This window comes from Pseudomonas boreofloridensis (assembly GCF_030580795.1).
Taxonomy (GTDB): Bacteria; Pseudomonadota; Gammaproteobacteria; order Pseudomonadales; family Pseudomonadaceae; genus Aquipseudomonas; species Aquipseudomonas boreofloridensis.
In genome coordinates this window covers 443,000-467,927 of sequence record NZ_JAUQOQ010000001.1, presented here as the reverse complement: position 1 = coordinate 467,927, position 24,928 = coordinate 443,000, and the positions used below count along the sequence as shown (strand labels likewise).

Here is a 24,928-nt window from a genome sequence, read left to right as displayed (position 1 = left end):
CTTACCTCTTGTTCTTGATCGAGGTGCCCAGCACCTGCAGGTAGGCCACCAGCGCGTCCATCTCGGTCTTGCCCTTGACCGCGTCGCGGGCACCGGCGATGTCCTCGTCGGTATAGGGCACGCCGAGCGAGCGCATCACGCGCAGCTTGGTGTCGGTATGGCTGCTGTCCACCGGCTGGGCCACCAGCCAGGGGTAAGCCGGCATCTTCGACTCAGGCACCACGTTGCGAGGGTTGTACAGGTGCGCGCGGTGCCAGTCGTCCGAGTAGCGCGCCCCCACGCGGGCCAGGTCTGGACCTGTGCGCTTGGAACCCCACAGGAACGGGTGGTCCCAGACGCTTTCACCGGCTACCGAGTAGTGGCCGTAGCGCTCGGTTTCGGCGCGGAACGGACGGATCATCTGCGAGTGGCAGCCCACGCAGCCTTCGCGGATGTAGATGTCGCGGCCCTCGAGTTGCAGCGCGGTGTAGGGCTTCATGCCTTCGACCGGCTTGTTGGTGACGTCCTGGAAGAACAGCGGGACGATTTGCGTGAGGCCGCCGATGCTGACGGCGAACACCATCAGCAAGGCCAGCAGGCCGACGTTTTTCTCGATGACTTCATGTTTCATCTGGTGTCTCTCCTCAAGCCAGCTGGGCGTTCGCAGGGGCGACGTCAAGGGCTGGCGAACGCACGGTGCGCCAGGTGTTCCAGGCCATCAGGAACATGCCGCTGAGGAAGATCGCACCGCCGACGAAGCGCACGATGAAGCCGGGGTGGCTGGCGACCAGGGTCTCGACGAACGAGTAGGTCAGCGTGCCGTCGCTGTTCACTGCGCGCCACATCAGGCCCTGGGCGATGCCGTTGACCCACATCGAGGCGATGTACAGCACGGTGCCGATGGTAGCCAGCCAGAAGTGCGCGTTGATCAGGCCCAGGCTGTACATCTGCTGCTTGCCGAACACCTTGGGGATGGTGTGGTACAGCGCGCCGATGGAGATCATCGCCACCCAGCCCAGGGCACCAGCGTGAACGTGACCAATGGTCCAGTCGGTGTAGTGGGAGAGGGCGTTGACGGTCTTGATCGCCATCATCGGGCCTTCGAAGGTGGACATGCCGTAGAACGCCAGCGACACCACCAGGAAGCGCAGGATCGGGTCGCTGCGCAGTTTGTGCCAGGCCCCGGAGAGGGTCATCATGCCGTTGATCATGCCGCCCCAGCTCGGTGCCAGCAGTACCAGGGACATGATCATGCCCAGCGACTGCGCCCAGTCGGGCAGGGCGGTGTAGTGCAGGTGGTGCGGGCCGGCCCAGATGTACAGGGTGATCAGCGCCCAGAAGTGGACGATCGACAGGCGATAGGAATACACCGGACGCTCGGCCTGCTTGGGCACGTAGTAGTACATCATCCCCAGGAAGCCGGCAGTGAGGAAGAAGCCGACGGCGTTGTGGCCGTACCACCACTGGACCATGGCGTCGGTGGCACCGGCGTAGACCGAGTAGGACTTGGTCAGGCTGACGGGCACTTCCAGGTTGTTGACGATGTGCAGGATCGCCACGGTGAGGATGAAGGCGCCGAAGAACCAGTTGCCCACGTAGATGTGCTTGGTGGTGCGCTTCATCAGCGTGCCGAAGAACACGATGGCGTAGCAGACCCAGACGATGGTGATCAGCACGTCGATCGGCCATTCCAGTTCGGCGTATTCCTTGGAACTGGTGTAGCCCAGTGGCAGGCTGATCGCCGCCAGCAGGATCACCAGTTGCCAGCCCCAGAAGGTGAAGGCCGCCAGCTTGGGCGCGAACAGCAGGGTCTGGCAGGTGCGTTGCACCGAGTAGTAGGAGGTGGCGAACAGCGCACAACCCCCGAAGGCGAAGATCACCGCGTTGGTGTGCAAGGGTCGCAGGCGGCCGAAGCTGGTCCACGGCAGGTCGAAGTTGAGGCTTGGCCAAACGAGTTGCGCGGCGATGAAGACGCCGAGCCCCATCCCGACGATGCCCCACACCACCGTCATGATGGCGAATTGGCGGACCACCTTGTAGTTATAGGCGGTACTGCTGGTTGTGTTCATGTATGGGTTCCCATCCACGGTTATAGGCAGGCTAAACAGCGAGGCAAGCATGAAAGATGGGCAATTTGCCTGTATTGATTCGGATCAATGGGCCCAAGTGGGAAATATCCCAGGCTTGCGCGTCGATCCCCCGCAAATTCGGGGGGATCAGACGTGTTCGTGGGGCTTGATCCTGGCCCATGGCGCCGGCGCGCCCATGGACAGCGCGTTCATGGAGTCGATGGCGCAAAGGCTGGCGGGGCTTGGCGTAGGCGTCATTCGCTTTGAATTTTCCTACATGGCCGAGCGGCGGATAAACGGCGGCAAGCGCCCACCCAATCCGCAGCCGGTGCTGCTCGAGGGTTGGCGTGAGGTGTACAGGCAGGTGCGACCATTGGTCACAGGACCGCTGGCGATTGGCGGCAAGTCCATGGGCGGGCGCATGGCCAGTCTGCTGGCCGACGAATTGGCTGCCGATGCGCTGGTCTGCCTGGGTTATCCGTTCTACGCCGTGGGCAAGCCGCACAAACCCAGGGTCGAGCACCTGGCGGCGTTGCGCACGCCGACGCTGATCGTTCAGGGCGAGCGTGATGCGTTGGGCAATCGTGAGGCGGTGGCGGGCTATGCGCTGTCAGCGGCGATCGAGCTGAGCTGGCTGGTGGCGGGTGACCATGACCTCAAGCCGCTGAAAGCGTCCGGGTTCAGTCATGAGCAGCATCTGCAGACGGCTGCCGAGCGGGTGGCGCAGTTCCTGGACGAACGGCACCGGCCGCCGACGCTGCACCGGTAGGTGCAGCGGTTGCACTGCGATCAGTCGCGGTACTCGCACAGGTAGGCGGTGTCGACTTTCACCTGCAACTGGAACTTGCTGTCGGCCGGCACGTTGAACTGGGTGCCGGCGGCGAAGGTTTCCCAGGTGTCGCTGCCGGGCAGCTTGACGGTCAGCGCGCCGGACACCACGTGCATGATCTCGCGCTTGGCGGTGCCGAACTCGTATTCGCCCGGGGCCATCACGCCCACGGTGGCCGGACCTTCTTCGCCGCTGAAGGCGATCGACTTGACGGTGCCGTTGAAGTATTCGTTGACCTGGAACATGGGCCACTCCTGAACAGGGGCTGGAAAAAGGCTGGCCAGTATGCCCAAGCCCCGCGTGCCCGTCATCTGCTTTCAGGCGCCGCTGGCCGGCAGGCTCAAGGGCAGCAAACGTGCGGTGTTGCGTGCATCCTCCAGGGCCCGGTGCTGCTGCCCGGTGAACTGCAGTCCGGCCAGTTGCAGGGCGCTGTTCAGACCGGTGGGTCGCTGCAAGTGACGGGCTTTGGCGAAGCGCTGCTTGAGGTTGATGTGCGGCACTTGGGCGAGCAGGCTGTCGAGTTGATGGTGCTGCCATTCCTGGAGCAATTGCAGACGGTCGTAGTCGCCCCAGCTAACCCAGGCCTGCAACTGCTGACGGTGATGACCCAGCCAGCGCTCGAACTGCGCCCAGACCTCGGCGAACGACGCGGCTGCATCGACGCTGGCCTGGTCGATATGCGTGAGCTGCCGGCAGAAGGGCGTCAGTTGTGGGCGCCGACGCGGTTTGACGAAGCGCTGGAAGTGATCCACCTCGCGCCCTTCGCGGGTGACCAGGCTCGCGCCGATCTCGATGATTTCCATGTCGGTGACCGGCCAGCCACCGTCGTCGGTGGTGGCTTCAAGATCGATGACCAGCCAGTGGCCCATACCCGGTTTCCTTGCTCAGCGCCTAGGGATCGCGACGTCTGCAGGGCGCTCCAGCGTCGCGGCCCCTAGAGCGTAGCCAATCCTCGACCCTTACGGCATCCCCTGGCAGATTGCCGCTACTTTGGCGCAAGCAGCGGTTGTGCCCTGATGGGAAAACGCCTAGCTTAGGCGTTTCCAAGTCAACACCCTGTGATCGAGCGTCTCCCGTGATTCCTCTGCCCGGCCTCAAGGCCCTGCCATCGCTGCTGATGCTCGCTGCACTGTGCATGGGCGGGGCGGCCCATGCCGCCGAGGTGATCGAAGTGCGCATCGGCGCAGCGCATTTCCCGCCTTACACGGTACGCCCGGAGCAGGGCGCCGACACTGGGCTGCTCCCGCAACTGGCCGAGGCACTCAACCAACTGCAGGCCGGTTACCGCTTCGTCCTGGTGCCGACTTCGATCCCACGGCGCTTCGGCGACTTCCAGCAAGGCCGCACCGACATGGCGATCTTCGAAAACCCGCAGTGGGGTTGGCAGCAGATCCCCCACAGCGCCGTGGACATGGGGCTGGAGGATGCCGAGGTGTTCGTTGCCCGTCGCCAGCCGGGACGCGACCAGCCGTATTTCGACGAACTGGCGGGCAAGCGCCTGGCGCTGTTCAGCGGCTATCACTATGCGTTCGCCGACTTCAATGCCGACCCGAATTACCTGAAGAAGGCTTATCAGGCCAATCTCACCTACTCCCACGACAGTAACCTGTCGATGGTCCAGCACGGTCGCGTCGACATTGCGCTGGTGACGCGCTCCTACCTGAGCGACTACCTCAAGCGCAATCCGGCCAAGGCCACCGAGTTGCTGGCTTCGCAACGTGTCGATCAGGTCTACCATCACTACGCGCTGCTGCGCCCCAGTGCGCCGATCAGTGCCGAGGCGTTCGCACAACTAATGCAACGCCTGCGCGAGCGTGGCACCTTGGCTGCACTGTTCGATCCCTACCGCATCACCGTGCAGGCGCCGCGGCCTTGACGCTCAGCCCTGGCGGCTGTTCTTGCGGCAATGGATCAGGGCATCGCGGATCATGAAGTTGACCAGCGTCGGCGAGACCCCGAGTTCCTTGGCGATGTCCTTCTGCGGCACGCCGTGCAGGCGGTACATCTCGAAGGCGTAGCGGGTGCGCTTGGGCAGTTCGTTGAGCGACTCGGCGATGTGCTCCAGGGTGGCCAGGTTGATGTGGGTGGCCTCTGGCGAAGCATTCTGGATCACCACGTTCAGACCCTCTTCCTCGCTGCCCGAGTACCTGAGTTCCATGGCCTGCTTGCGATAGTGGTCGATGGCCAGGTTGCGCACGATCTGGAACAGGTAGCTGAGCTGGGCCTTGAACGACGACGTGATCTGCGGCGCGGAACCGAGCCGGAAGAAGGCGTCCTGCACCACATCCTCGGCGCGCGAGCGGCACCCGGTGATGCGGGCGGCGATCTTCACGAGGATGCTGCGGTTGTCGACGAAGGCCTGGAGCAGTGGTGAATCGCACTTACTTGTGGATAGTTGTTCCGCCATGGAAATCACCTTGTCTCTAAAGGAAAAGGGTGCACAACGTGAAAGCGTGCTCCCTGCAACGTGCGACAAACTATTCGTAATGATAATGATTGTCAAATACAGAAGTGAGTGAGTCTCTATTCGCTCTCGATCTAAGCTGAACCGCGCGCGTGACCGCTCTGTGAAGGTGGCTTGAACACCTTGCGACGTTTCTAATTATTTCCACTGCCCATCCGTTCCCCTGTGTACATCCAGCCGCCGCCTGCCGCCGCCCGTCGTGCCCCCAGCACCGGGCCCGGCCCCGGCTCGCCCCACCCAGACACTGGCAGGAACACTCCATGACGGACGCCTTCGAACTCCCGCTCACGCTGGTCCAGGCCCTGGCGCAACGCGCTGCGGCCACCCCGGACCGGATCGCCCTGCGCTTTCTCGCCGACGATCCGAGCGACCAGGCGGTGCTCAGCTACCGTGAGCTGGACCTGCGGGCACGCACCATCGCGGCGGCGCTGCAGACCCGCGCGAGCCTGGGCGACCGGGCGATCCTGCTGTTCCCCAGCGGCCCGGACTACGTCGCGGCGTTCTTCGGATGCCTGTACGCCGGGGTGATCGCCGTGCCGGCCTATCCGCCGGAGTCCTCGCGCCAGCATCATCAGCAGCGCCTGCTGTCGATCATCGACGACGCCCAGCCGCGCCTGTTGCTGACCGTGCAGAGCCTGTACGACAGCCTGCGCGGGCTCGAGGCATTGTCCGCGCAGGATGCCCCGGCGCTGCTGGCGGTCGACACGCTCGCGGCGGACCTCGCCGCCACCTGGCAGGCGCCGACGTTGTCCAGCGACGATATCGCCTTCCTCCAGTACACCTCCGGCTCCACCGCGTTGCCCAAGGGCGTGCAGGTCAGCCATGGCAACCTGGTTGCCAACGAACAACTGATCCGCCACGGCTTCGGCATCGACCTCAACCCCGATGACGTGATCGTCAGTTGGTTGCCGCTGTACCACGACATGGGCCTGATCGGCGGTCTGCTGCAGCCGATCTTCAGTGGTGTGCCCTGTGTGCTGATGTCGCCCGGCTACTTCCTGGCCCGGCCGCTGCGCTGGTTGCAGGCGATCAGCGACCACGGCGGCACCATCAGCGGCGGTCCCGACTTCGCCTATCGCCTGTGCTGCGAGCGGGTCAGCGAAGCCGCCTTGGCCGGGCTCGACCTCAGTCGCTGGCGGGTGGCCTACTCCGGTTCCGAGCCGATTCGCCAGGACAGCCTCGAAACCTTCGCCGATAAATTCGCCGCCTGCGGTTTCCAGCCGAGCAGTTTCTTCGCCAGCTACGGGCTGGCCGAGGCGACCCTGTTCGTCAGTGGCAGCCGACGCGGTCAGGGCATCGCGGCATTGGAGCTGGATGCCGACGCCTTCGCCGCCCACCGCGCCGAACCGGGCACAGGCAGCGTGCTGATGAGCTGCGGTTACCCGCAGCCAGGTCATGCCGTGCGTATCGTCGAGCCGCAGCAACTGACCCTCCTGGACGACGGCCAGGTGGGCGAAATCTGGGCGACGGGCCCGAGCATCGCCCAGGGCTACTGGCGCAACCCCGAGGCCAGCGCGCGCACCTTCGTCGAGCAGGATGGCCAGACCTGGCTGCGCACTGGCGACCTGGGCTTCATGCGCGCCGGCGAGCTGTTCGTCAGCGGACGCCTGAAGGACATGCTGATCGTGCGCGGTCAGAACCTCTATCCGCAGGACCTGGAGAAAACCCTCGAAACAGCCGTCGAGGGACTGCGCAAAGGCCGGGTGGCGGTGTTCGCGGTGGACGACAACGGCGAGGAAGCCATCGGCGTAGCGGTAGAGATCAGCCGCAACGTGCAGAAGGCCCTGGCGCCTGAGGTGTTGATCAAGACCCTGCGCCAGGTGGTCGCCGACGCCTGCCGTCAGGCGCCGGCCGTGGTGTTGCTGCTCAACCCGGGCGCGCTGCCCAAGACCTCCAGCGGCAAGTTGCAGCGTTCGGCGTGCCGTCAGCGCCTGCACGACGGCAGCCTGGATTGCTACGCACGCTTCCCGGACACGCCGACTGCGAGCACACCAGCGGCGACCCTCGATACCCTGCACGCCCGCATCGCTGAGGTGTGGCGCGAACAGTTGGGCGTCGAGTCGGTCGCGGCGGATGATCATTTCCTGCTGCTGGGCGGCAACTCCATCGCGGCCACCCAGGTCACGGCGCGGCTGTCCGAGGAGCTGGGCGTGACGCTGAGTCTGCGGACCCTGTTCGAAGCCCCGTTGCTGGCCGACTACAGCGCAGCGGTGGCGGCGCTGCTGGCGTCCGGCGAGCAGGACAGCGGCGCCATTGCCGCCCTCGACCGCGCCCAGCCCCTGCCGCAGTCGCTGGCGCAGAACCGCTTGTGGTTGCTGTGGCAACTGGCGCCCGAGTCGGCGGCCTACAACATCCCGGCCGGGCTGCGCCTGCGTGGCGAGCTGGATCCGGCTGCCGTGCAGGCGAGCTTCCAGACCCTGGTCAATCGTCACGAAGCACTGCGCACGCGCTTCAGCGAAGTCGATGGCCAGGCGTTGCAGCAGGTGCAGCCACAGGTCGAGTTCAGCCTGCAGCATCTGGACTGTGAAGGGCTGCCGGCCAGTGAAGTGGCCAGCTGTCGGGAGCACGAGGCCGTTCAGCCCTTCGACCTGGGTCGAGGCCCGCTGCTGCGGGTGACCCTGGTGCGCCTGGCCGACGACGAGCATCAGCTCTGGGTAACCTTGCACCACATCGTCGCCGATGGCTGGTCGTTGAATATCCTGCTCGACGAGTTCGCCCGCCTGTACGCGGGTCACTGCCAGGGTCAACCCGCGCACCTGGCGCCCTTGCCCCTGGGGTATGCCGACTACGGCACCTGGCAGCGCCAGTGGCTGGCGCAAGGCGAGGGCGCACGTCAGTTGCAGTTCTGGACCGAGCAGTTGGGCGAACAGCCGCCGGTGCTCGACCTATGCACCGACCATCCCCGCTCGGCGCAACGTGAACAGCGTGCCGCGCGCTTGAACGTGAAGGTGCCCAATGCGCTGGCCCAGGCGCTCGAAGGCCTGGGGCGCGATCATCAGGCGAGCCTGTTCATGGTGCTGCTGGCCGGCTGGCAGGCGTTGCTGCAGCGCTACACCGGGCAAACCGACATCCGCGTCGGAGTGCCCAATGCCAACCGTCCACGCCTGGATACCCAGGGCCTGGTCGGCTTCTTCATCAACACCCAGGTGCTGCGCGCCGAGCTCGATGGGCGCACCGCATTCGACCAGTTGCTGGCGCAGGTCCGCACCCGCACCCTCGATGCCCAGGCCAATCAGGATCTGCCGTTCGAGCAACTGCTCGAAGCATTGCCTCAGGCCCGCGAGCAGGGCCTGTTCCAGGTCATGTTCAATCACCAGCAGCGCGATCTGTCGGCCCTGCGTCGTCTGCCTGGCCTGCTGGCCGATGAGTTGCCCTGGCACAGCCGCGAGGCCAAGTTCGACCTGCAGTTGCACAGCGAACAGGACCACCAAGGCCGCCTGTCGCTGGCCTTCGACTACGCTGCCGAGCTGTTCGACGCGAGTACCGTCGAGCGTCTGGCGCAGCACCTGCTGGCGCTGCTGGAACAGGTGTGTGCCCAGCCGAGCCTGCCCATCGGCGAGGTGCGCCTACTCGACGAGGCCGCCAACGCCCAACTGCTCGCCTGGGGGCAGGCGCCGTGCCAAGCGCCGGCAGCTCTGTTGGTCGAACGACTCAACGAACAGGCCCGCCTGACCCCCGAGCGCAGTGCCCTGGTCTGGGAGGGCGGTGAACTGGACTACGCCAGCCTGCACCAGCAGGCCAACCGCCTGGCCCATTACCTGCGCGACAAAGGCGTCGGCCCCGACACCTGCGTGGCCATCGCTGTGGAACGCTCGCCGCAATTGCTGATCGGTCTGCTGGCGATCCTCAAGGCTGGCGGTGCCTACGTACCGCTTGACGTCGATTACCCGGCCGAACGCCTGGCCTACATGCTGGCCGATTGCGGCGCGAGTCTGCTGCTGAGCCAGAGTCATCTGCGCGAACGCCTGCCGCAGGTGGACGGCGTCAGCACCATCGCCCTGGACCAGTTGCACCTGGACAACTGGCCGAACCAGGCGCCGGGTCTGCACCTGGAAGGCGAGCATCTGGCCTACGTCATCTATACCTCCGGTTCCACCGGTCGCCCCAAGGGTGTGGGCAATACCCATGCAGCGCTGGCCGAACGGCTGGGCTGGATGCAGGCCACCTACGCCCTCGATGCCAGCGATGTACTGATGCAGAAGGCGCCGATCAGTTTCGACGTGTCGGTGTGGGAATGCTTCTGGCCGCTGGTCACGGGCTGCCGTCTGGTGCTGGCCGGCCCCGGCGAGCACCGCGACCCTCGCCGTATCGCCGAGCTGGTGCAGCAGCATGGGGTGACCACGCTGCACTTCGTGCCGCCGCTGTTGCAGGTGTTCGTTCAGGAACCTCTGGCGGCCGGCTGCACCTCTCTGCGCCGGTTGTTCTCCGGGGGCGAGGCATTGCCCGCCAGCCTGCGTGACCGTGCCCTGGCGCTGTTGCCACAGGTGCAGGTGCATAACCGCTATGGGCCGACCGAGACCGCCATCAACGTCACTCACTGGCACAGTCGGCGCGAAGACGGCGAGCGCTCACCCATCGGTCGGCCGTTGGGCAATGTGCTGTGCCGGGTGCTGGACGATCAGTTCGAGCCGACCGCCCTCGGCGTGCCGGGCGAGTTGTGCCTGGGCGGCGCAGGCCTGGCCCGCGGCTACCTGGGCCGTCCAGGGCTGACCGCCGAGCGCTTCGTGCCCCAGCCCGATGGCGATGGCCAGCGCCTGTACCGCAGCGGCGACCGCGCCCGCTGGCGGCTGGACAGTGGCGCGCTGGACTACCTCGGACGCCTCGACCAGCAGGTGAAGGTACGCGGGTTCCGCGTCGAGCCTGAGGAAGTGCAGGCACGGTTGCTGGCCCAGCGCGGCGTGGATCAGGCGCTGGTGTTGATTCAGCAGGATGCCGTCGGCGCGCAACTGATCGGTTACTACAGTGGTGTCGAATGCAGTGACGCGCTGCTGGCCCACCTGAGTCAGCACCTGCCGGCGTACATGGTGCCCGCCCAATTGATCCACCTGGCGCAGATGCCGCTGGGGCCGAGCGGCAAGATCGACCGGCGGGCCCTGCCGGCGCCGGTCTGGCAGCAGCACGCGCACGTCGAGCCGCACAGCGCACTGCAACGGCAAGTGGCGGCGGTCTGGCGCGAAGTGCTGAACCTGCCGCAGGTCGGTCTGCAGGACGACTTTTTCGCCCTCGGCGGCCATTCGCTGCTGGCCACCCAGATCGTCTCGCGCTGCCGCCAAGCCTGCGATGTCGAGCTGCCGCTCAAGAGCCTGTTCGAGGCCAGCGAGCTGGGTGCGTTCTGCGCCGAGATCGCGCGCATCCAGGCGGCAGGCGGACGCAACCTGCAGGGGCCGATCGCCCGTGTCGATCGCCGCCAGGCCGTGCCACTGTCGTACTCCCAGCAGCGCATGTGGTTCCTCTGGCAGATGGAGCCGGACAGCCCCGCGTACAACGTCGGCGGCATGGCGCGCCTGCGCGGAGCCTTGCATGTGGACGCCTTCGAGCGGGCCTTGCAGGCGCTGGTCGCGCGTCACGAAACCCTGCGCACCACCTTCCCCAGCATCGACGGCAAGCCCTACCAGTGCGTGGCCGATGACGCCGGCCTGCGCCTGCAATGGCAGGACTTCAGCGCGCTGCCGGCGAACAGTCGTCAACCGCGCTTGCAGCGACTGGCCGACGAGCAGGCGCACCAGCCCTTCGACCTGGAGCGTGGCCCGCTGCTGCGAGCGTGCCTGGTCAAGACCGAGGCGCGCGAGCATTACTTCGTCCTGACCCTGCACCATATCGTCACCGAGGGCTGGGCGATGGACATCTTCGCCCGCGAACTGGGTGAGCTCTACGAAGCCTTCGTCGACGAGCGCGAATCGCCCCTGGCGCCGCTACCGGTGCAGTACCTGGACTACAGCCTGTGGCAGCGGCAGTGGCTGGACGCCGGTGAAGGCGCGCGTCAGTTGGCCTACTGGAAAGACCGTCTGGGCGACGAGCACCCCGTGCTGGCGCTGCCCGCCGATCGTCCGCGGCCGGCGGTGCAAAGTCATCGCGGCGGGCTGTACCGCTTCGACCTCGACCCGGCACTGGTCGAGCGGGTGCATGCCTTCAACAGCCAGCGCGGGCTGACGATGTTCATGACCATGACGGCGACCCTGGCCGTGTTGCTGCACCGCTACAGCGGTCAGCGCGACCTGCGCATCGGCGCGCCGGTGGCCAACCGTATCCGCCCGGAAAGCGAAGGGCTGATCGGCGCCTTCCTCAACACCCAGGTGCTGCGTTGCGAGCTGGACGGGCAGATGAGCGCTGCCGAACTGCTCGACCAGGTGCGCCAGACCGTCATCGACGGCCAGTCGCACCAGGACTTGCCGTTCGACCAGTTGGTCGAAGCCCTGCAGCCGCCGCGCAGCAGCGCCTACAACCCGCTGTTCCAGGTGATGTGCAACGTCCAGCGCTGGGCCTTCCAGCAAAGCCGCAGCCTGGCCGGCATGCAGGTGGACTATCTGGTCAACGATGCCAGCGCCACCAAGTTCGACCTGTACCTGGAAGTCACCGACCTGGACGGTCGTCTGGGCTGCTGCTTCACCTACAGCCATGACCTGTTCGACCAACCGCGCATCGCGCGCATGGCCGAGCACTTGCAGCACCTGTTGAGCGGGCTGCTCGACGATGACCGGCAGCGCCTGTGCCAGTTGCCGATGCTGACGGACGCCGAGCAGCAGGTGCTGATCGGTCAGTTGCAAGGCGAGCAGGACTTCGACCTCGACCAGACGCTGCATGGCTTGTTCGCCGCCCAGGTCGCGCGTGCGCCCCAGGCGTTGGCGCTGACCTTCGCCGGTCGGCACCTGAGCTATGCCGAGCTCGACCAGCAGGCCAACCGCCTGGCGCGGGCCTTGCGTGAGCGTGGGGTGGGGCCGCAGGTGCGCGTCGGCCTGGCGCTGGAGCGCTCGCTGGAGATGGTGGTGGGGCTGCTGGCGATTCTCAAGGCCGGTGGCGCCTATGTGCCGCTGGACCCGGAATACCCCCTCGAGCGCTTGCACTACATGATCCAGGACAGTCGCCTGGGCCTGCTGATCGCCTCGCGCGACTTGCTCCTTACCCTCGGCGAGCTGCCCGAAGGCGTGGCCACCTGGAGCCTGGAAGACGATGCGGCGTCGCTGTCCGCCCACAGCGACGCTGCGCTGGACAACCTCAACCTGGCGCAGCACTCGGCCTACCTGATCTACACCTCGGGCTCCACCGGCCAGCCCAAGGGCGTGGTGGTCAGCCACGGCGAGATCGCCATGCACTGCCAGGCGGTGATCGCCGACTTCGGCATGCGCAGCGACGACTGCGAGTTGCACTTCTATTCGATCAACTTCGACGCGGCCACCGAGCGCCTGCTGACGCCGCTGTTGTGCGGCGCCCGGGTGGTGCTGCGTGCGCAAGGGCAGTGGGGCGCCGAGGAGATCTGCGAACTGGCGCGCGAGCAGCGGGTGAGCATTCTGGGTTTCACTCCGAGCTATGGCAGCCAACTGGCGCAGTTCCTCGCCAGCCGAGGCGAGGCGCTACCGGTGCGGCTGGTGATCACCGGCGGCGAGGCGCTGACTGGCGAGCACCTGCAGCGTATCCGCCAGGCCTTCGCGCCGCAGCAGGTGTTCAATGCCTATGGCCCCACCGAGACGGTCGTCATGCCGCTGGCTTGCCTGGCGCCGCAGACAGTGCCCAGCGATGCCGGCAGCGTGCCGATCGGTCGTGTGGTCGGTGCGCGCACCGGGTATATCCTCGACGAAGACCTGGCGCTGTTGCCCCAAGGCGGTATCGGCGAGTTGTACATCGGCGGCGCCGGGCTTGCCCAGGGCTACCACGACCGTGCGGGGCTCACGGCCGAGCGTTTCGTGGCCGACCCGTTCAGCCATCACGGTGGACGCCTGTATCGCACCGGCGATCTGGTGCGCCTGGGCGCCGACGGCCTGGTGGAGTACATCGGTCGCGCCGACCAGCAGGTGAAGCTCCGCGGTTTCCGCATCGAACTGGGCGAGATCGAAAGCTGCCTGCAAAGCCATCCCGACGTCGAACAGGCGGTTGTCCTGGCCCTCGACCTGCCCGGTGGCAAGCAGTTGGTCGGCTACCTGGTCTGCCCGCAGGCCACGGCGGGCAGTGAAGCCCAGGCGCACCTGCGCGAAACCGTGAAGGTGCAGGCTCGCCAGCACCTGCCGGACTACATGGTGCCCGCGCACCTGGTGCTGCTGGAGCGCCTGCCGCTGATGGGCAACGGCAAGCTCGACCGTCGCGCGCTGCCGGCGCCTGACCTCGAACAGGCCGGGCAGCATTACCTGGCGCCGACCACCGCGCGGCAAGTGCAACTGGCGCAGGTCTGGCGCGAGGTGTTGAACGTCTCCCGGGTCGGTGTGCAGGACAACTTCTTCGAGCTTGGCGGCGATTCGATCCTGTCGATCCAGGTGGTCAGCCGCGCCCGCCAATTGGGCTTGCAGTTCACTCCGCGCGACCTGTTCCAGCACCAGACCATCCTGGCCCTGGCCGAGGTCGTCACCGAGGGCGCGGCGCCGACCCAGGTGGAGCAGGGCGCTCGCCAGGGCCGTACCGGCCTGACCCCGATCCAGCACTGGTTCTTCGACAGCGACGTGCCGCAACCGCAGCACTGGAACCAGGCGCTGCTGCTCGAAGTGCGCCAGCCGTTGCACGCCGAGCGTCTCGAAGCGGCGCTGGCCGCGCTGGTGCAGCACCACGACAGCCTGCGCCTGCGCTTCACCCAGGCGCAGGGGCAATGGCAGGGCGAGTACGCCGCTGCCAGCACTGAGCCGCTGCTGTGGACGGCAACGGTAGCCGATTTTGCCGATTGCCAGGCGCTGTACGACGGCGCCCAGCGCAGCCTGGACCTGGCCGCAGGGCCGCTGCTGCGCGGTCTGCTGCTCACCGACGACGCCGGGCAGCAACGTCTGCTGCTGGCGATCCATCACCTGGTGGTCGATGGTGTGTCCTGGCGTGTGCTGCTCGAAGACCTGCAGACGCTGTACCGGGGTCACCGTGTGCCGGCCAAGACCCATGCGCCGGGCGACTGGGCTGCCCGTCTGACCCATTACGCCGGCAGCGATTCGCTGCGTGACGAGCTGGACTGGTGGGACGCCCAGTTGAGCGGCGTGGTGCGCGAACTGCCGTGCGATCACCCGCAGGGCGGCAACCTGCACCGACATGCCCGTACCCTGGCGATCGCCCTGGACCGCGAGCAGACCCGCCAACTGCTGCAACAGGCGCCTGCGGCCTACCGTACGCAGGTCAATGACCTGCTGCTCACCGCGCTGGCGCGCACCCTGTGCCGGTGGAGCGGTGAAGCGCACGCGCTGGTGCAGCTCGAAGGCCATGGCCGCGAGGGCCTGTTCGAAGACATCGACCTGACCCGCAGTGTCGGCTGGTTCACCAATGCCTATCCGCTGAGCCTGAGCCCGGTGGTCGGCGATGACGACAGCGCTCGCGCTGCCTCGATCAAGGCGATCAAGGAGCAACTGCGCCAGGTGCCGCACAAGGGGCTGGGCTTCGGCGTGCTGCGCTACCTGGCCGATGCACCGCTGCGCGAACGCATGGCTGCACTGCCGCAGGCGCGCATTACCTTCAACTACCTGGGGCAGTTCGACCAGCAGTTCGATGACGCCGCACTGTTCCAGCCGCTGGACGCGCCCGCCGGCTTGGCCCATGACCTGGAGGCACCACTGCCGAACTGGCTGAGTGTCGACGGCCAGGTCTATGGCGGCGCCTTGCAGTTGCGCTGGACCTTCAGCCGCGAACGCTACGACGAGGCCAGCATCGCTGCGCTGGCCGAGGCCTACCGTGAGGAACTGCTGGCGCTGGTCGAGCATTGCCTGGTCGAAGGCCATGGTAGCTTCACGCCGTCGGACTTCCCATTGGCTCGCCTGACCCAGGAACAGATCGACGCGCTGCCGGTGCCTGCCGCGGACATCGAAGATGTCTATCCGCTGACGCCCATGCAGGAGGGGCTGCTGTTGCACACCTTGCTCGAACCGGGCACTGGCATTTACTACATGCAGGATCGCTACCGCATCAACAGCGAGCTGGACCCGGCGCGTTTCGCCCAGGCCTGGCAGGCCGTGGTCGCACGGCACGAGGCGCTGCGCGCGTCGTTCAGCTGGAACGCCGGTGAAGCGATGCTGCAGATCATCCACAAACCCGGCAACACGCCGCTGGACTACCAGGACTGGCGCGACCTGGACGACGCCGCCCAGGAGGCGCGCCTGCAAGCCCTGCACCAGCAGGAACGCGAAGCGGGTTTCGAGTTGCTGCGTGAGGCGCCGTTCCATCTGCGCCTGGTGCGGGTCGCCGACGCGCGCTATTGGTTCATGATGAGCAACCACCACATCCTCATCGATGCCTGGTGCCGCTCGCTGCTGATGAACGACTTCTTCGAGCTCTACCAGGCGCTCGGTGAAGGCCGCACGGCGCAGTTGCCGGTGCCGCCGCGTTACCGCGACTACATCGGCTGGCTGCAGCGTCAGGACCTGGACGAGGCGCGTCGCTGGTGGCAGGCCAACCTGGCCGGTTTCGAGCGGGCCACGGCCATCCCCAGCGACCGTCCGCTGCGCCATGACCACGCCGGTGACGGCATGCTCGTCGGTGATTGCTACACCCGCCTGCAGGCCAGTGAAGGGGCGCGTCTGCGCGAACTGGCCCAGGCCCACCAGTTGACCGTCAACACCTTCGCTCAGGCCGCCTGGGCGCTGGTGCTGGCGCGCTACAGCGGTGAGCGCGACGTGCTGTTCGGGGTGACCGTGGCCGGTCGTCCGGTGAGCTTGCCGCAGATGCAGCGCACGGTCGGGCTGTTCATCAACAGCATCGCCTTGCGCGTGCAACTGCCCGCTGCCGGCGAGCGCCTGAGCGTGCGCCAGTGGCTGCAAGGGCTGCTCGAGCGCAACATGCAACTGCGCGAATACGAGTACCTGCCGTTGGTCGCCATCCAGGAGTGCAGTGCGCTGCCCAAGGGCCAGCCACTGTTCGACAGCCTGTTCGTGTTCGAGAACGCGCCGGTCGAGACCGCCGTACTCGATCATGCCCAGCACTTCAATGCCAGTTCCGATTCCGGTCGCACCCACACCAACTTCCCGCTGACGGCGGTGTGCTATCCGGGCGACGACCTGGGGCTGCACCTGTCGTTCGACCAGCGTTACTTCGATCACGCCACCGTCGAGCGCCTGCTGGCCGAGTTCAAGCGGCTGCTGCTGGCGCTGGTCGAGGGCTTCGATGGTCAGATGGAGGCTTTGCCGCTGCTCGGCGCCGAAGAACAGCGCTTCCTGCTCGAGGACTGCAACCGTACCGAGCATGCCTACACGCTGGAGCAGAGCTATGTGGCGCTGTTCGAGGCGCGGGTGGCGGCGCATCCGCAGCGCATGGTCGCGCGCTGCCTGGAAGCGTCCTACGACTATGCTGGGCTGAATCTGGCAGCCAACCGCCTGGGGCACGCGCTTCAGGCGATTGGCGTGGGCATCGATCAGCCGGTCGCGCTGCTGGCCGAACGCGGCTTGCCGCTGCTGGGGATGATCGTTGGCAGCTTCAAGGCCGGGGCCGGTTACCTGCCGCTGGATCCGGGCCTGCCGTCGGTCCGCTTGCAGCGCATCGTCGAACTGAGCCGCACGCCGGTGCTGGTGTGCAGCGCCGCCTGCGCCGAGCAGGCGCGCCAGTTGCTCGATGAACTGGGCAGCGTGACGCGACCACAGCTGCTGGTGTGGGAAGAGGTCCAGGCCGGTCAGGTGGCCAGTCACGATCCAGGTCTCTACAGCGGGCCGGACAACCTCGCCTACGTCATTTACACCTCCGGCTCCACCGGCTTGCCCAAGGGGGTGATGGTCGAGCAGCGCGGCATGCTCAACAACCAACTGAGCAAGGTGCCTTACCTGGCACTGGACGAACACGACGTGATCGCGCAGACCGCGTCGCAGAGCTTCGACATCTCGGTATGGCAGTTCCTCGCCGCGCCGCTGTTCGGCGCCTGCGTCGAGATCGTGCCCAATGCCATCGCCCACGACCCGCAAGGTTTGCTGGCGCACGTGCAGTCACGCGGCATCACCGTGTTGGAAAGTGTGCCGTCGCTGATCCAGGGCATGCTGGCCAACGATCATCAAGCGCTGGATGGCCTGCGCTGGATGCTGCCTACAGGCGAAGCGATGCCGCCGGAGCTGGCAGCGCAGTGGCTGGCGCGGTATCCAGGGATCGGTCTGGTCAACGCTTACGGTCCGGCAGAGTGCTCGGACGATGTGGCGTTCTTCCGCGTCGATGTCGAATCGACCCGCGGCAGCTACCTGCCCATCGGCACGCCGACCGACAACAACCGCCTGTACCTCTATGGCGAGGAGCAGACCCTGGTGCCGTTGGGCGCGGTGGGCGAGCTGTGCGTGGCCGGCACGGGGGTCGGTCGCGGCTATGTCGGCGATCCGGCCCGCACGGCCTTGGCCTTCATCCCGCACCCACACGGCGCGCCGGGCGAACGCCTGTATCGCACCGGCGACCTGGCACGGCGGCGCGCCGATGGCGTGCTCGAATATGTCGGACGCATCGATCATCAAGTGAAGATTCGCGGCTACCGCATCGAGCTGGGCGAAATCGAGGCACGTCTGCACGAGCAACCGGAGCTGCGCGACGTCGCGGTCGGCGTGCAGGAGGGTGTCAACGGCAAGCATCTGGTGGGCTACCTGGTGGCGCATCAGGGCGTGTCGACCGATACCGCGCTGCTCGACCAGCTCAAGCAGCGCCTGCGCGCCGAACTGCCCGAGTACATGGTGCCGCTGCACTGGGGCTGGTTCGACAGCCTGCCGCACAACGCCAACGGCAAGCTCGACCGCAAGGCGCTGCCGGCCATCGAGATCGGTGGTCAGCACCAGCAAGACTATCTGGCGCCGCGAAATGAGCTGGAGCAGACCTTGGCCGACATCTGGGTCGAAGTGCTCAAGGTCGAGCGGGTCGGGGTACAGGACAATTTCTTCGAGCTGGGCGGGCACTCGCTGCTGGCCACGCAGATCGCCTCGCGGGTGCAGAAGCGTCTGCAACTCAACGTGCCGCTGCGGGCGATGTTCGAGTGCAGCACGGTGGAGGCATTGGCGCAGTACGTCGAAGGGGTGCGCGACAGTGCGCTGGATGAGGCCAAGGTGGATCGGTTGAGTGATTTGATGGCGATGTTGGAGGGGTAGCGGTGTGCCGAGCGCTCTCAATAGCGTCCTGCTGGGCTCTGACTGCGCCGCTGCCTCAAAGTGTCGCTGCGCTCGGAGCTTCTACTCGAGCGACCTGAGGAACTGGGTGAGCTGGGCATATCGATTCTTATGGCGAGCTCGTAACGCCGAGGGGTTGCCAATTCTCTGTCTTGGATAAAGAAGATGCTCGACCGAGCGCGCCTTTGCATTGAGGAAGGGTGCGCTTCGGGCATGTCCGGTGGGGGTGGTATGGAGGAAGCAGGTACACCAACACTTTCGTTGGTTACATTGCGCAGCGATCTTGAAGTTGAAGGCGTTTCATGGGGCACGGAACGCGATGTTCCAGCCAAGAGTGTGGCACTGGACTCACCTTCGGTCTGTGTGCTGGCAGCGGCTGTAGACACTGGTCCTTGGGGGGAGTGAGGCTCTGACGCTCTGGGGAATAGGTTCTCGATAGTCAACCGGTCACCCCGCACAAACCCGTATACATCGTTGGTCAAAGCCAGCAGGTCTTCAGCGAGCCCAGCGCCTGCTGCTGAATCGAGAAGGATTTCTCTGGCTTCATCATCGATACCGCCCAGCGCAGCGATACCGTATGAGAACACAAGTGCTTGAGCGACTGCTCCAAACAAAAAGCCCGTTGTCTCTAAACTCCACTCAAATGAGCGTGCGCTGGTCATTGCGGCATCGACCAGCCTGCGAGTGGCTGTAGAAATGTCGGGCTCAGTTCTGTACAACCGACCAAGAACGGTCAATGCCCTCAACATCTTCGCAGCGGTTCTGATCGTAGACAGTCGACCTAGCCAAAAACGTGCAGCCGCGTATTGCTGAGCGGTCGCGTCATCTGGTGCCCGTCCGTCGTGGTCGACGTACCGCATTGGATTGTTTCTGACCATCCTGAAAAAGTTGACCCCATCCACCAGCCCGCCCGGATCGGCACTCAACCATCGACACGAGCCCGCCTGGTAATAGCGCCAGCCGTAGTAATAAAGGCCACTGGCGTCGAGCTCCTTGCCCGCATGCCGCTGGGTTCGCCGTCTCAGCTCATCGACTTCCGCGGCGGGTTCGTCCAGGCCGGTACTCTCACCATAGGGCGCGAACTCTTCGCGCGATACGATGTTGCCCGCTTCATCCGTTTCACCCACGCCGCTACCCAGATGATCGGTGAAGACGTAGCGCAGATAAGTCTTGCCGTGCACCCGATCCTGTATCCACCGCACTCCCTCGGCTTCGCTGATCAGCACATGACGTTGCGCCGCGGGCTGGCCGTCGCGTGTTCTGATGCGCAACTCGCAGTCCTCGAGGTAAGTGGTCACAGTGATCTGCGCGGCACCGGCCACTTGCACGGTGTTGATCTTGCGCCGTCGGGTGCCTCCATCGGCGTAGCGGTACTGTTCGCGATCATCCATCGCTTCGCGGGCGCGGGTCACCAGCGTGACCTCGGCCAACTGGTTATCGGCGCGCCAGGTCAGCGCCCTGCCATCAGCCATCTGCCTCTGCAAGCCGCCTGCGAAGAAGCCGGTGTCGGGGGTGAGCCCGTGCCCTTCGGGCAGCGCCCGGTTGCTATGCGTCGAGACACGCAACTGGCGGGAGCGCTGGCCGCTGCCGCCGTTGTGATCGAGGGTGGTCAGGTTGTCGCCGTCGTCGTAGACGTAGTGCTCCCGGTAGGGGGTCCAGACACTGCCACCTTGATGGTCGGCGGCGCCGAAGGCCGGTGACCTGTAACCTGCCACGGGGGTGCGCTCGCGGCCGCTGGCATCGATCAGGCGGTACAAGGTGTCGTAGGCATACTCGCGCAGACCGTCTGTGCGCTGATTGCCATGCCACTGCGGATCAGCGCCCTGATCGTCCAGCTCGAGCAGATTACCGACCGGGTCGTAGCGGTAATGCAAGTCGCTGATCAGCAGATAGCCGAGCGGGTGGTCGGCCGGGCGTGCAGTACGGTGCTGGATCAGGCGGTGGTCCAACGGCGAGTAACGATAGTGATCGACCACGCCGTTGCCTGACTCGTGCCTTACCACCTTGCCGTCCGCCCTGCGCGTAGCGTCGGCCAGTGCCAGAGCTTCCCGATCGCCTTGCCGTAGGCAGGTGCGACAGACAGCGCCGCTGATATCGCGCTCGATAGAGCGTGTCAGGCCGACGGCGTCGGTGCGGTTGAGCAGTTCGCCGGTGGCATCGTAATCGCAGAGGGCGGTATGCACATCGGTCTCGAGATCGTCTTCAGGGCCCTCGGTCCAGTCAGGCTGATCCAGTTGCACCTGCAACAGGCACTGCCGCTGCTCCAGCGGCTGTCCGGTGAGCGCCAGCGCGACAGTACGGGTCAGTCCGGCATCGTCGAAATGCTCCATGACGGCGCCGGCCCTGTTGCGTGCGCGTTGAGCGTCGGTCACCGGTGCATAAATCAAGCGTTCGCGCATGCGCGGCAAGCCCGCCGCCGCTTGCTCGAACAGCGCGTGGCGTCGCGCACCTTGTTCGGGACGCTCGTAATCGTGCCAGTGACGTGTGCCCTGGGCATTGCAGGTCCACAACGGGCGCCCGGCACCATCGACGAGCGCTAGCGACGTATCGCCATCAACGCTGTGCAGGGCCAACGTTTGGCCGCCCAGAGCGAGGTGGACGGTGGCATCGGCCAGCGTGGGCGCTCCCTCCGAGGTGCGCAAGGGCCGTGGTCCGAACTCACGGACCGTGCGGCTGATTTCATCGGTGTGCGTGCGATGGCGCAGGGTCCTGGGCGTGTCAGCGTGCGACTGGCGCAACAAGCGCAGACTCGCCGCCTGCGCACCTGTCGAAGATCTGACGCTGACCTGCGGCGTGTCGGCATGCAGGCGCGCCGTTTCGCGATCCGACATCAGCTTTTCCTTTATTTACGCCTCAAGGCGCAGCGGTCGCGTGGCCACGACCGTGCAGTGCAGCGAGTCTAGGAAAATGCCTGTGGCCGCGCACCTGACAAATCTATCAGGTCAACGCTTGCCGAGGATCTTGCCCAGCATTTCCGGGCGCGGAGCGCCTTGTTGACTCTGCAGTTGCCCTTGCTCGTCGCGGTAGAAGATCGCGGGTGTTGCGCCCAGTCCCAGGTCCTCCATTAGCGCCTGATTGGCGGTGAGCTGCGCTTGGACCGACTCAGGAATGCTTTCCAGCGGCTTCAGCGTGCTCGCCTTACCGGCGCTCTCATGCGCCTGCAGGGCCTTGGCCGGGTCCTTGGCGGCCAGCAGTGCGGCGGATTTGCCTGGGCTGTCCGGCCGAATGATGCCGACCATGATATGGCGCAGTTGCACCTTGCCCGAGGCGACCCATGGCCGAGCCTGTTCCCAGAACATGTTGCAGTAGGGGCAGTTCGGGTCGCTGAACAGGTAGACGGTGCGGGGTGCGTCGGCCTTTCCATCGGCGATCCAGGCGGCGTTCTCCAGCTTCGCCCAGATAGCCTTGCTCATCGGGGCGTAGACCAGCTTTTCCAGCGGTTCGGCGCTCAGGTCCTGGCCCTGCTCGTCGAACAGGCTGCCGGCCAGCACGTGTTTGCCATCGGGCGTCAGGTACAAGGCGATGCCGTTGTTGTGGTATTCGGCGGCGTAGCCACGCAGGCCGTCGGGCGCATCGAAGCTGCCTTTGATCACCGCACCCTTGGCCTCCATCTGGCGGATGGGCTCGGGCCAGGATTCGGCCTGGGTCAACGGCGCGGCAAACAGGGCCACCATCAAAGTCAGCAAAGCGGTCATTCGCATGTCATTGTCCTCGTGCAGGGGAAGCGTCGGGTTTGGCGGGCCGTTCGAGTGTGGTAAGGCCGTTGAGCAGGCTGGCGCGCGACAATTCGCCCAGATGGCTGCCAGCCAGGCGACCGTGCGCGTCGTAGAACAGGGTAGTGGGCAGGGCCATCGAGCCCACCTGTTGGGCCAGTTGTCCGGCACCATCGAACAACACATGTTGCAGGCTCAGCCCGGTAGTGGCGAGAAAGGTGCTGACGCTCTCGACCGTTTCGCCCTGGTTGACGAACAGGAAGGTCACCTCGGGATGGTCGCTTTGCGCCTGTTGCAGCACCGGCATTTCTCTGCGGCAGGGCGGGCACCACGTGGCCCAGAGGTTGATCACCAGAGGCTTGCCGCGATAGCTGTGCAGCGCCACCGCCTCGCCGCTGGCGTTGCGCAGGGCCAGATCCGGCAACTCGGTGCCTTTGCTGTACAGATGGCTGCCCAGACTCGCCAACCCCCAGAACAGCGCGCCGCTGAACAGTGCCCAACTGAGTGGGCGGCGTAGGGCAGGCCGGCGCAGGCCCTGCCAGAGCGTGGCGGCGACGATTCCGAGCAGCCCGCCCCAGAGCCGAAAGCCGCCATCACGAATGTCGATGATCTGCAGCGGATCGTCGCGGTACATGGCCCAGTACTGGAGGACGAAGCCAAGGCGGGCGCACAGCACGCCGGTCAGGAACACATTGAACAGCGCCGATTCCGGATTCTCCCCGCCCCGGCGCGCCACCGCCCAGCCGACCAGGCAGGCGACGCCCAACGCCATGAGCAGCAGCAGGTGATTCAAGGCCATGGTCAGCGGCCCCAGGGTTATCGTCAGCATCATCCTTCACTCCTGATCCTGGCCCAGTGTTGCAGGAACGTGGTGGCATCGACCTCGCCGGTGATACGCCGGTGGCGCCGTTCCTCGCCCTCCGGGCCGATCCATACCAGCGTGGGTGGTCCCGGGACCTGGTAGCGCTGCAACAATGCGCGGCTGGCCGGGGTGTCGGCGGTGACATCCAGGCGCAGGATGCGCACCTCGTCCAGGCTGGCTTGGACGTCGCTGCGAGCGAACACTTGCTTGTCCATCACTTTGCAGGAAGCGCACCAGTCGGCGTAGTAATCGATCAACACCCATTGCTGATTGGCCTTGGCGGCGTCGAGTTCACGCTGCAGCACTTGAGGGTTGTCCAGCGTGAGGGCTTGCTCCTGATGCGTGTTGGCCGTGGTGCCTGCTGGGGTGCCAACGAAGGGCTGCAAGGGCTGCCACAGGTCGCCACCGCCCGCCGCAGCGCCGACCAGCAGCAACCCTCCCCACAGTCCACCCAGTAATGGCAAGACGCGCAGTGCAGGCAGGCGTTGCAAGCCAGGCCAGGCCGCCCAGGCCAGGGCGATCAACCAGCCCCCGGCCAGCGCCAGCAGCAGCGGGCTGGGGAGCAAGGTGCGTACGGTATACAGGGCCATGGCCAGGAACACGAAGCCGAATACCCCTTTGACCCGATCCATCCAGGCGCCAGGGCGAGGCAGGTAGCGGTTGCCCACCGTCACCAGCAACAGCAGCGGCACGCCCATGCCCAGCCCCAGGCTGAACAGCACCAGTGCGCCGAGCACGACATCGCCGCTCTGCGCGATGTACAGCAGCGCACCGGCCAGCGGAGCCGTCATGCAGGGCCCCAGCAGTAGCCCCGACAGCGCACCGAGCAGCGCCGCTCCGTACAGGTTGCCGCCCCGCGTCCCGCGCCCGGCGCGGTCGAGACGGTCGCGCAGGGCGGTCGGCAACTGCAACTCGAAGGCACCGAACATCGGCAGGGCGAGGATCACGAACAACCCGGCCAGGCCACCCAGCAGCCAGGGTTGTTGCAGCCAGGCCTGCACACTCGCCCCCAGCAAGGCGGCGATCACGCCCAGCGCGGCGTACACCAGTGCCATGCTCAGTACGTAGACCGCAGCCAGCATTGCTCCGCGCCGTGCGCTGGCGCTGTTGCCCATGACCAGTCCGGCCAGGATCGGCAGCATCGGCAGTGAGCAGGGCGTAAAAGCCAGCAGCAAGCCCAGGCCGAAGAAGGCCAGCAGGCTCCAGGCCAGGCTGGCGTCCTGCAGGCCGCTGGCCAACGCCTGGTCGCTGGCCTGGTCGTCGAGGGAGACGGTCGATGGCGACGCAGCCGCCGGATTGCCGAGGTCGATTACCGTGGTCTGGGGTGGGTAGCACAACCCCGCATCGGCGCAGCCTTGCCAACCCAGGCGCAGCGAGCCACTGGCATCGGCAGGCAGCAGCAGTTCCAGCTCGGTGCGATACACCGCGCTGTCACCGAAGAACTCGTCGTGATGATTGAGTGCCTGTGGCAATTGCGGCTGTTGCTCAGGCGTAATGCCGTCGAACTTCAGGCGCTTCTGGTAGAGGTAGTAGCCGTCCTTGATCTGGAAATACAGGCGCGTCTGACCGGAGGGTAGACGGTCGTGGGTGAGCACGAAGGCCTGGTCCACCGGCAGGAAGTCCGACTTGAGGGCAAAGGGGTTGGCCTGAAGTGGGCCGGCGAGCAGGAATGTCAGAAGCAGTAGGAGAACACGCATGTCGACGCCTTGGCAGTGCAGTGATTGCACCATGCTGGAGCGAGCTGATTAACCGTGGGTTAACCCAGTCCGACATGAGGCCCTTT

General features: G+C 65.8%; 12 protein-coding genes. 3 read left to right on the top strand and 9 right to left on the bottom strand.

Going from position 1 to position 24,928, the window contains the following annotated elements; genetic code table 11:
• Nucleotide 1: 1 nt before the first annotated feature.
• Nucleotides 2-610, bottom strand: coding sequence for a cytochrome-c oxidase, cbb3-type subunit II (ccoO, locus tag Q6A47_RS01965; RefSeq protein WP_039578822.1), 609 nt, complete (start codon nt 608-610; stop codon nt 2-4).
• A gap of 13 nt (nt 611-623) precedes the next feature.
• Entirely contained in the window at nt 624-2,048 is a 1,425-nt protein-coding gene (gene ccoN / locus Q6A47_RS01960) for a cytochrome-c oxidase, cbb3-type subunit I (RefSeq protein WP_295482198.1), read from the bottom strand.
• A gap of 49 nt (nt 2,049-2,097) precedes the next feature.
• Between ccoN and Q6A47_RS01955 the strand changes: the two genes are divergently transcribed.
• The gene (locus Q6A47_RS01955; RefSeq protein WP_304482782.1) at nt 2,098-2,817 is read left to right on the top strand and encodes an alpha/beta family hydrolase; all 720 of its coding nucleotides are present in this window, start codon (nt 2,098-2,100) and stop codon (nt 2,815-2,817) included.
• 20 nt (nt 2,818-2,837) lie between these two features.
• Here the strand turns inward: Q6A47_RS01955 and ppnP are convergent, their stop codons facing one another.
• Together ppnP and Q6A47_RS01945 are read right to left on the bottom strand one after the other, a co-directional pair.
• A complete protein-coding gene (gene ppnP, locus Q6A47_RS01950) occupies nt 2,838-3,122 on the bottom strand; it encodes a pyrimidine/purine nucleoside phosphorylase (RefSeq protein ID WP_029615045.1) in 285 nt (94 codons plus the stop codon).
• A 72-nt stretch (nt 3,123-3,194) separates the two neighbouring features.
• Nucleotides 3,195-3,746, bottom strand: coding sequence for a 3'-5' exonuclease (locus Q6A47_RS01945; protein ID WP_039578814.1), 552 nt, complete (start codon nt 3,744-3,746; stop codon nt 3,195-3,197).
• A gap of 206 nt (nt 3,747-3,952) precedes the next feature.
• On the opposite strand from Q6A47_RS01945, the gene Q6A47_RS01940 reads away from it, so the two are divergent.
• A complete protein-coding gene (locus tag Q6A47_RS01940; protein WP_304482781.1) occupies nt 3,953-4,753 on the top strand; it encodes a substrate-binding periplasmic protein in 801 nt (266 codons plus the stop codon).
• Between the two features lie 3 nt (nt 4,754-4,756).
• Here Q6A47_RS01940 and Q6A47_RS01935 read toward each other — a convergent pair whose 3' ends face one another.
• Nucleotides 4,757-5,284: an RNA polymerase factor sigma-70 gene (locus Q6A47_RS01935; protein WP_029615047.1), complete on the bottom strand. Its 528-nt coding sequence runs from the start codon at nt 5,282-5,284 to the stop codon at nt 4,757-4,759.
• Between the two features lie 317 nt (nt 5,285-5,601).
• On the opposite strand from Q6A47_RS01935, the gene Q6A47_RS01930 reads away from it, so the two are divergent.
• The gene (locus Q6A47_RS01930; protein ID WP_304482780.1) at nt 5,602-18,552 is read left to right on the top strand and encodes a non-ribosomal peptide synthetase; all 12,951 of its coding nucleotides are present in this window, start codon (nt 5,602-5,604) and stop codon (nt 18,550-18,552) included.
• A 17-nt stretch (nt 18,553-18,569) separates the two neighbouring features.
• Here the strand turns inward: Q6A47_RS01930 and Q6A47_RS01925 are convergent, their stop codons facing one another.
• From Q6A47_RS01925 to dsbD, 4 genes are all read right to left on the bottom strand, one after another.
• Nucleotides 18,570-21,401 carry an RHS repeat-associated core domain-containing protein gene (locus tag Q6A47_RS01925; protein ID WP_304482779.1) on the bottom strand — a complete coding sequence of 944 codons (2,832 nt, stop codon included), beginning with the start codon at nt 21,399-21,401 and terminating at the stop codon, nt 18,570-18,572.
• A 111-nt stretch (nt 21,402-21,512) separates the two neighbouring features.
• The gene (dsbG, locus tag Q6A47_RS01920) at nt 21,513-22,271 is read right to left on the bottom strand and encodes a thiol:disulfide interchange protein DsbG (RefSeq protein ID WP_304482778.1); all 759 of its coding nucleotides are present in this window, start codon (nt 22,269-22,271) and stop codon (nt 21,513-21,515) included.
• 1 nt (nt 22,272) lies between these two features.
• Nucleotides 22,273-23,112 (bottom strand): TlpA family protein disulfide reductase, encoded by an 840-nt coding sequence (locus Q6A47_RS01915; protein WP_304482777.1) that lies wholly within the window; start codon nt 23,110-23,112, stop codon nt 22,273-22,275.
• Complete coding sequence (gene dsbD / locus Q6A47_RS01910) at nt 23,112-24,842, bottom strand: protein-disulfide reductase DsbD (RefSeq protein WP_304482776.1); 1,731 nt, start codon at nt 24,840-24,842, stop codon at nt 23,112-23,114. The genes Q6A47_RS01915 and dsbD overlap by 1 nt, the downstream gene beginning before the upstream one ends.
• Nucleotides 24,843-24,928: the final 86 nt, after the last annotated feature.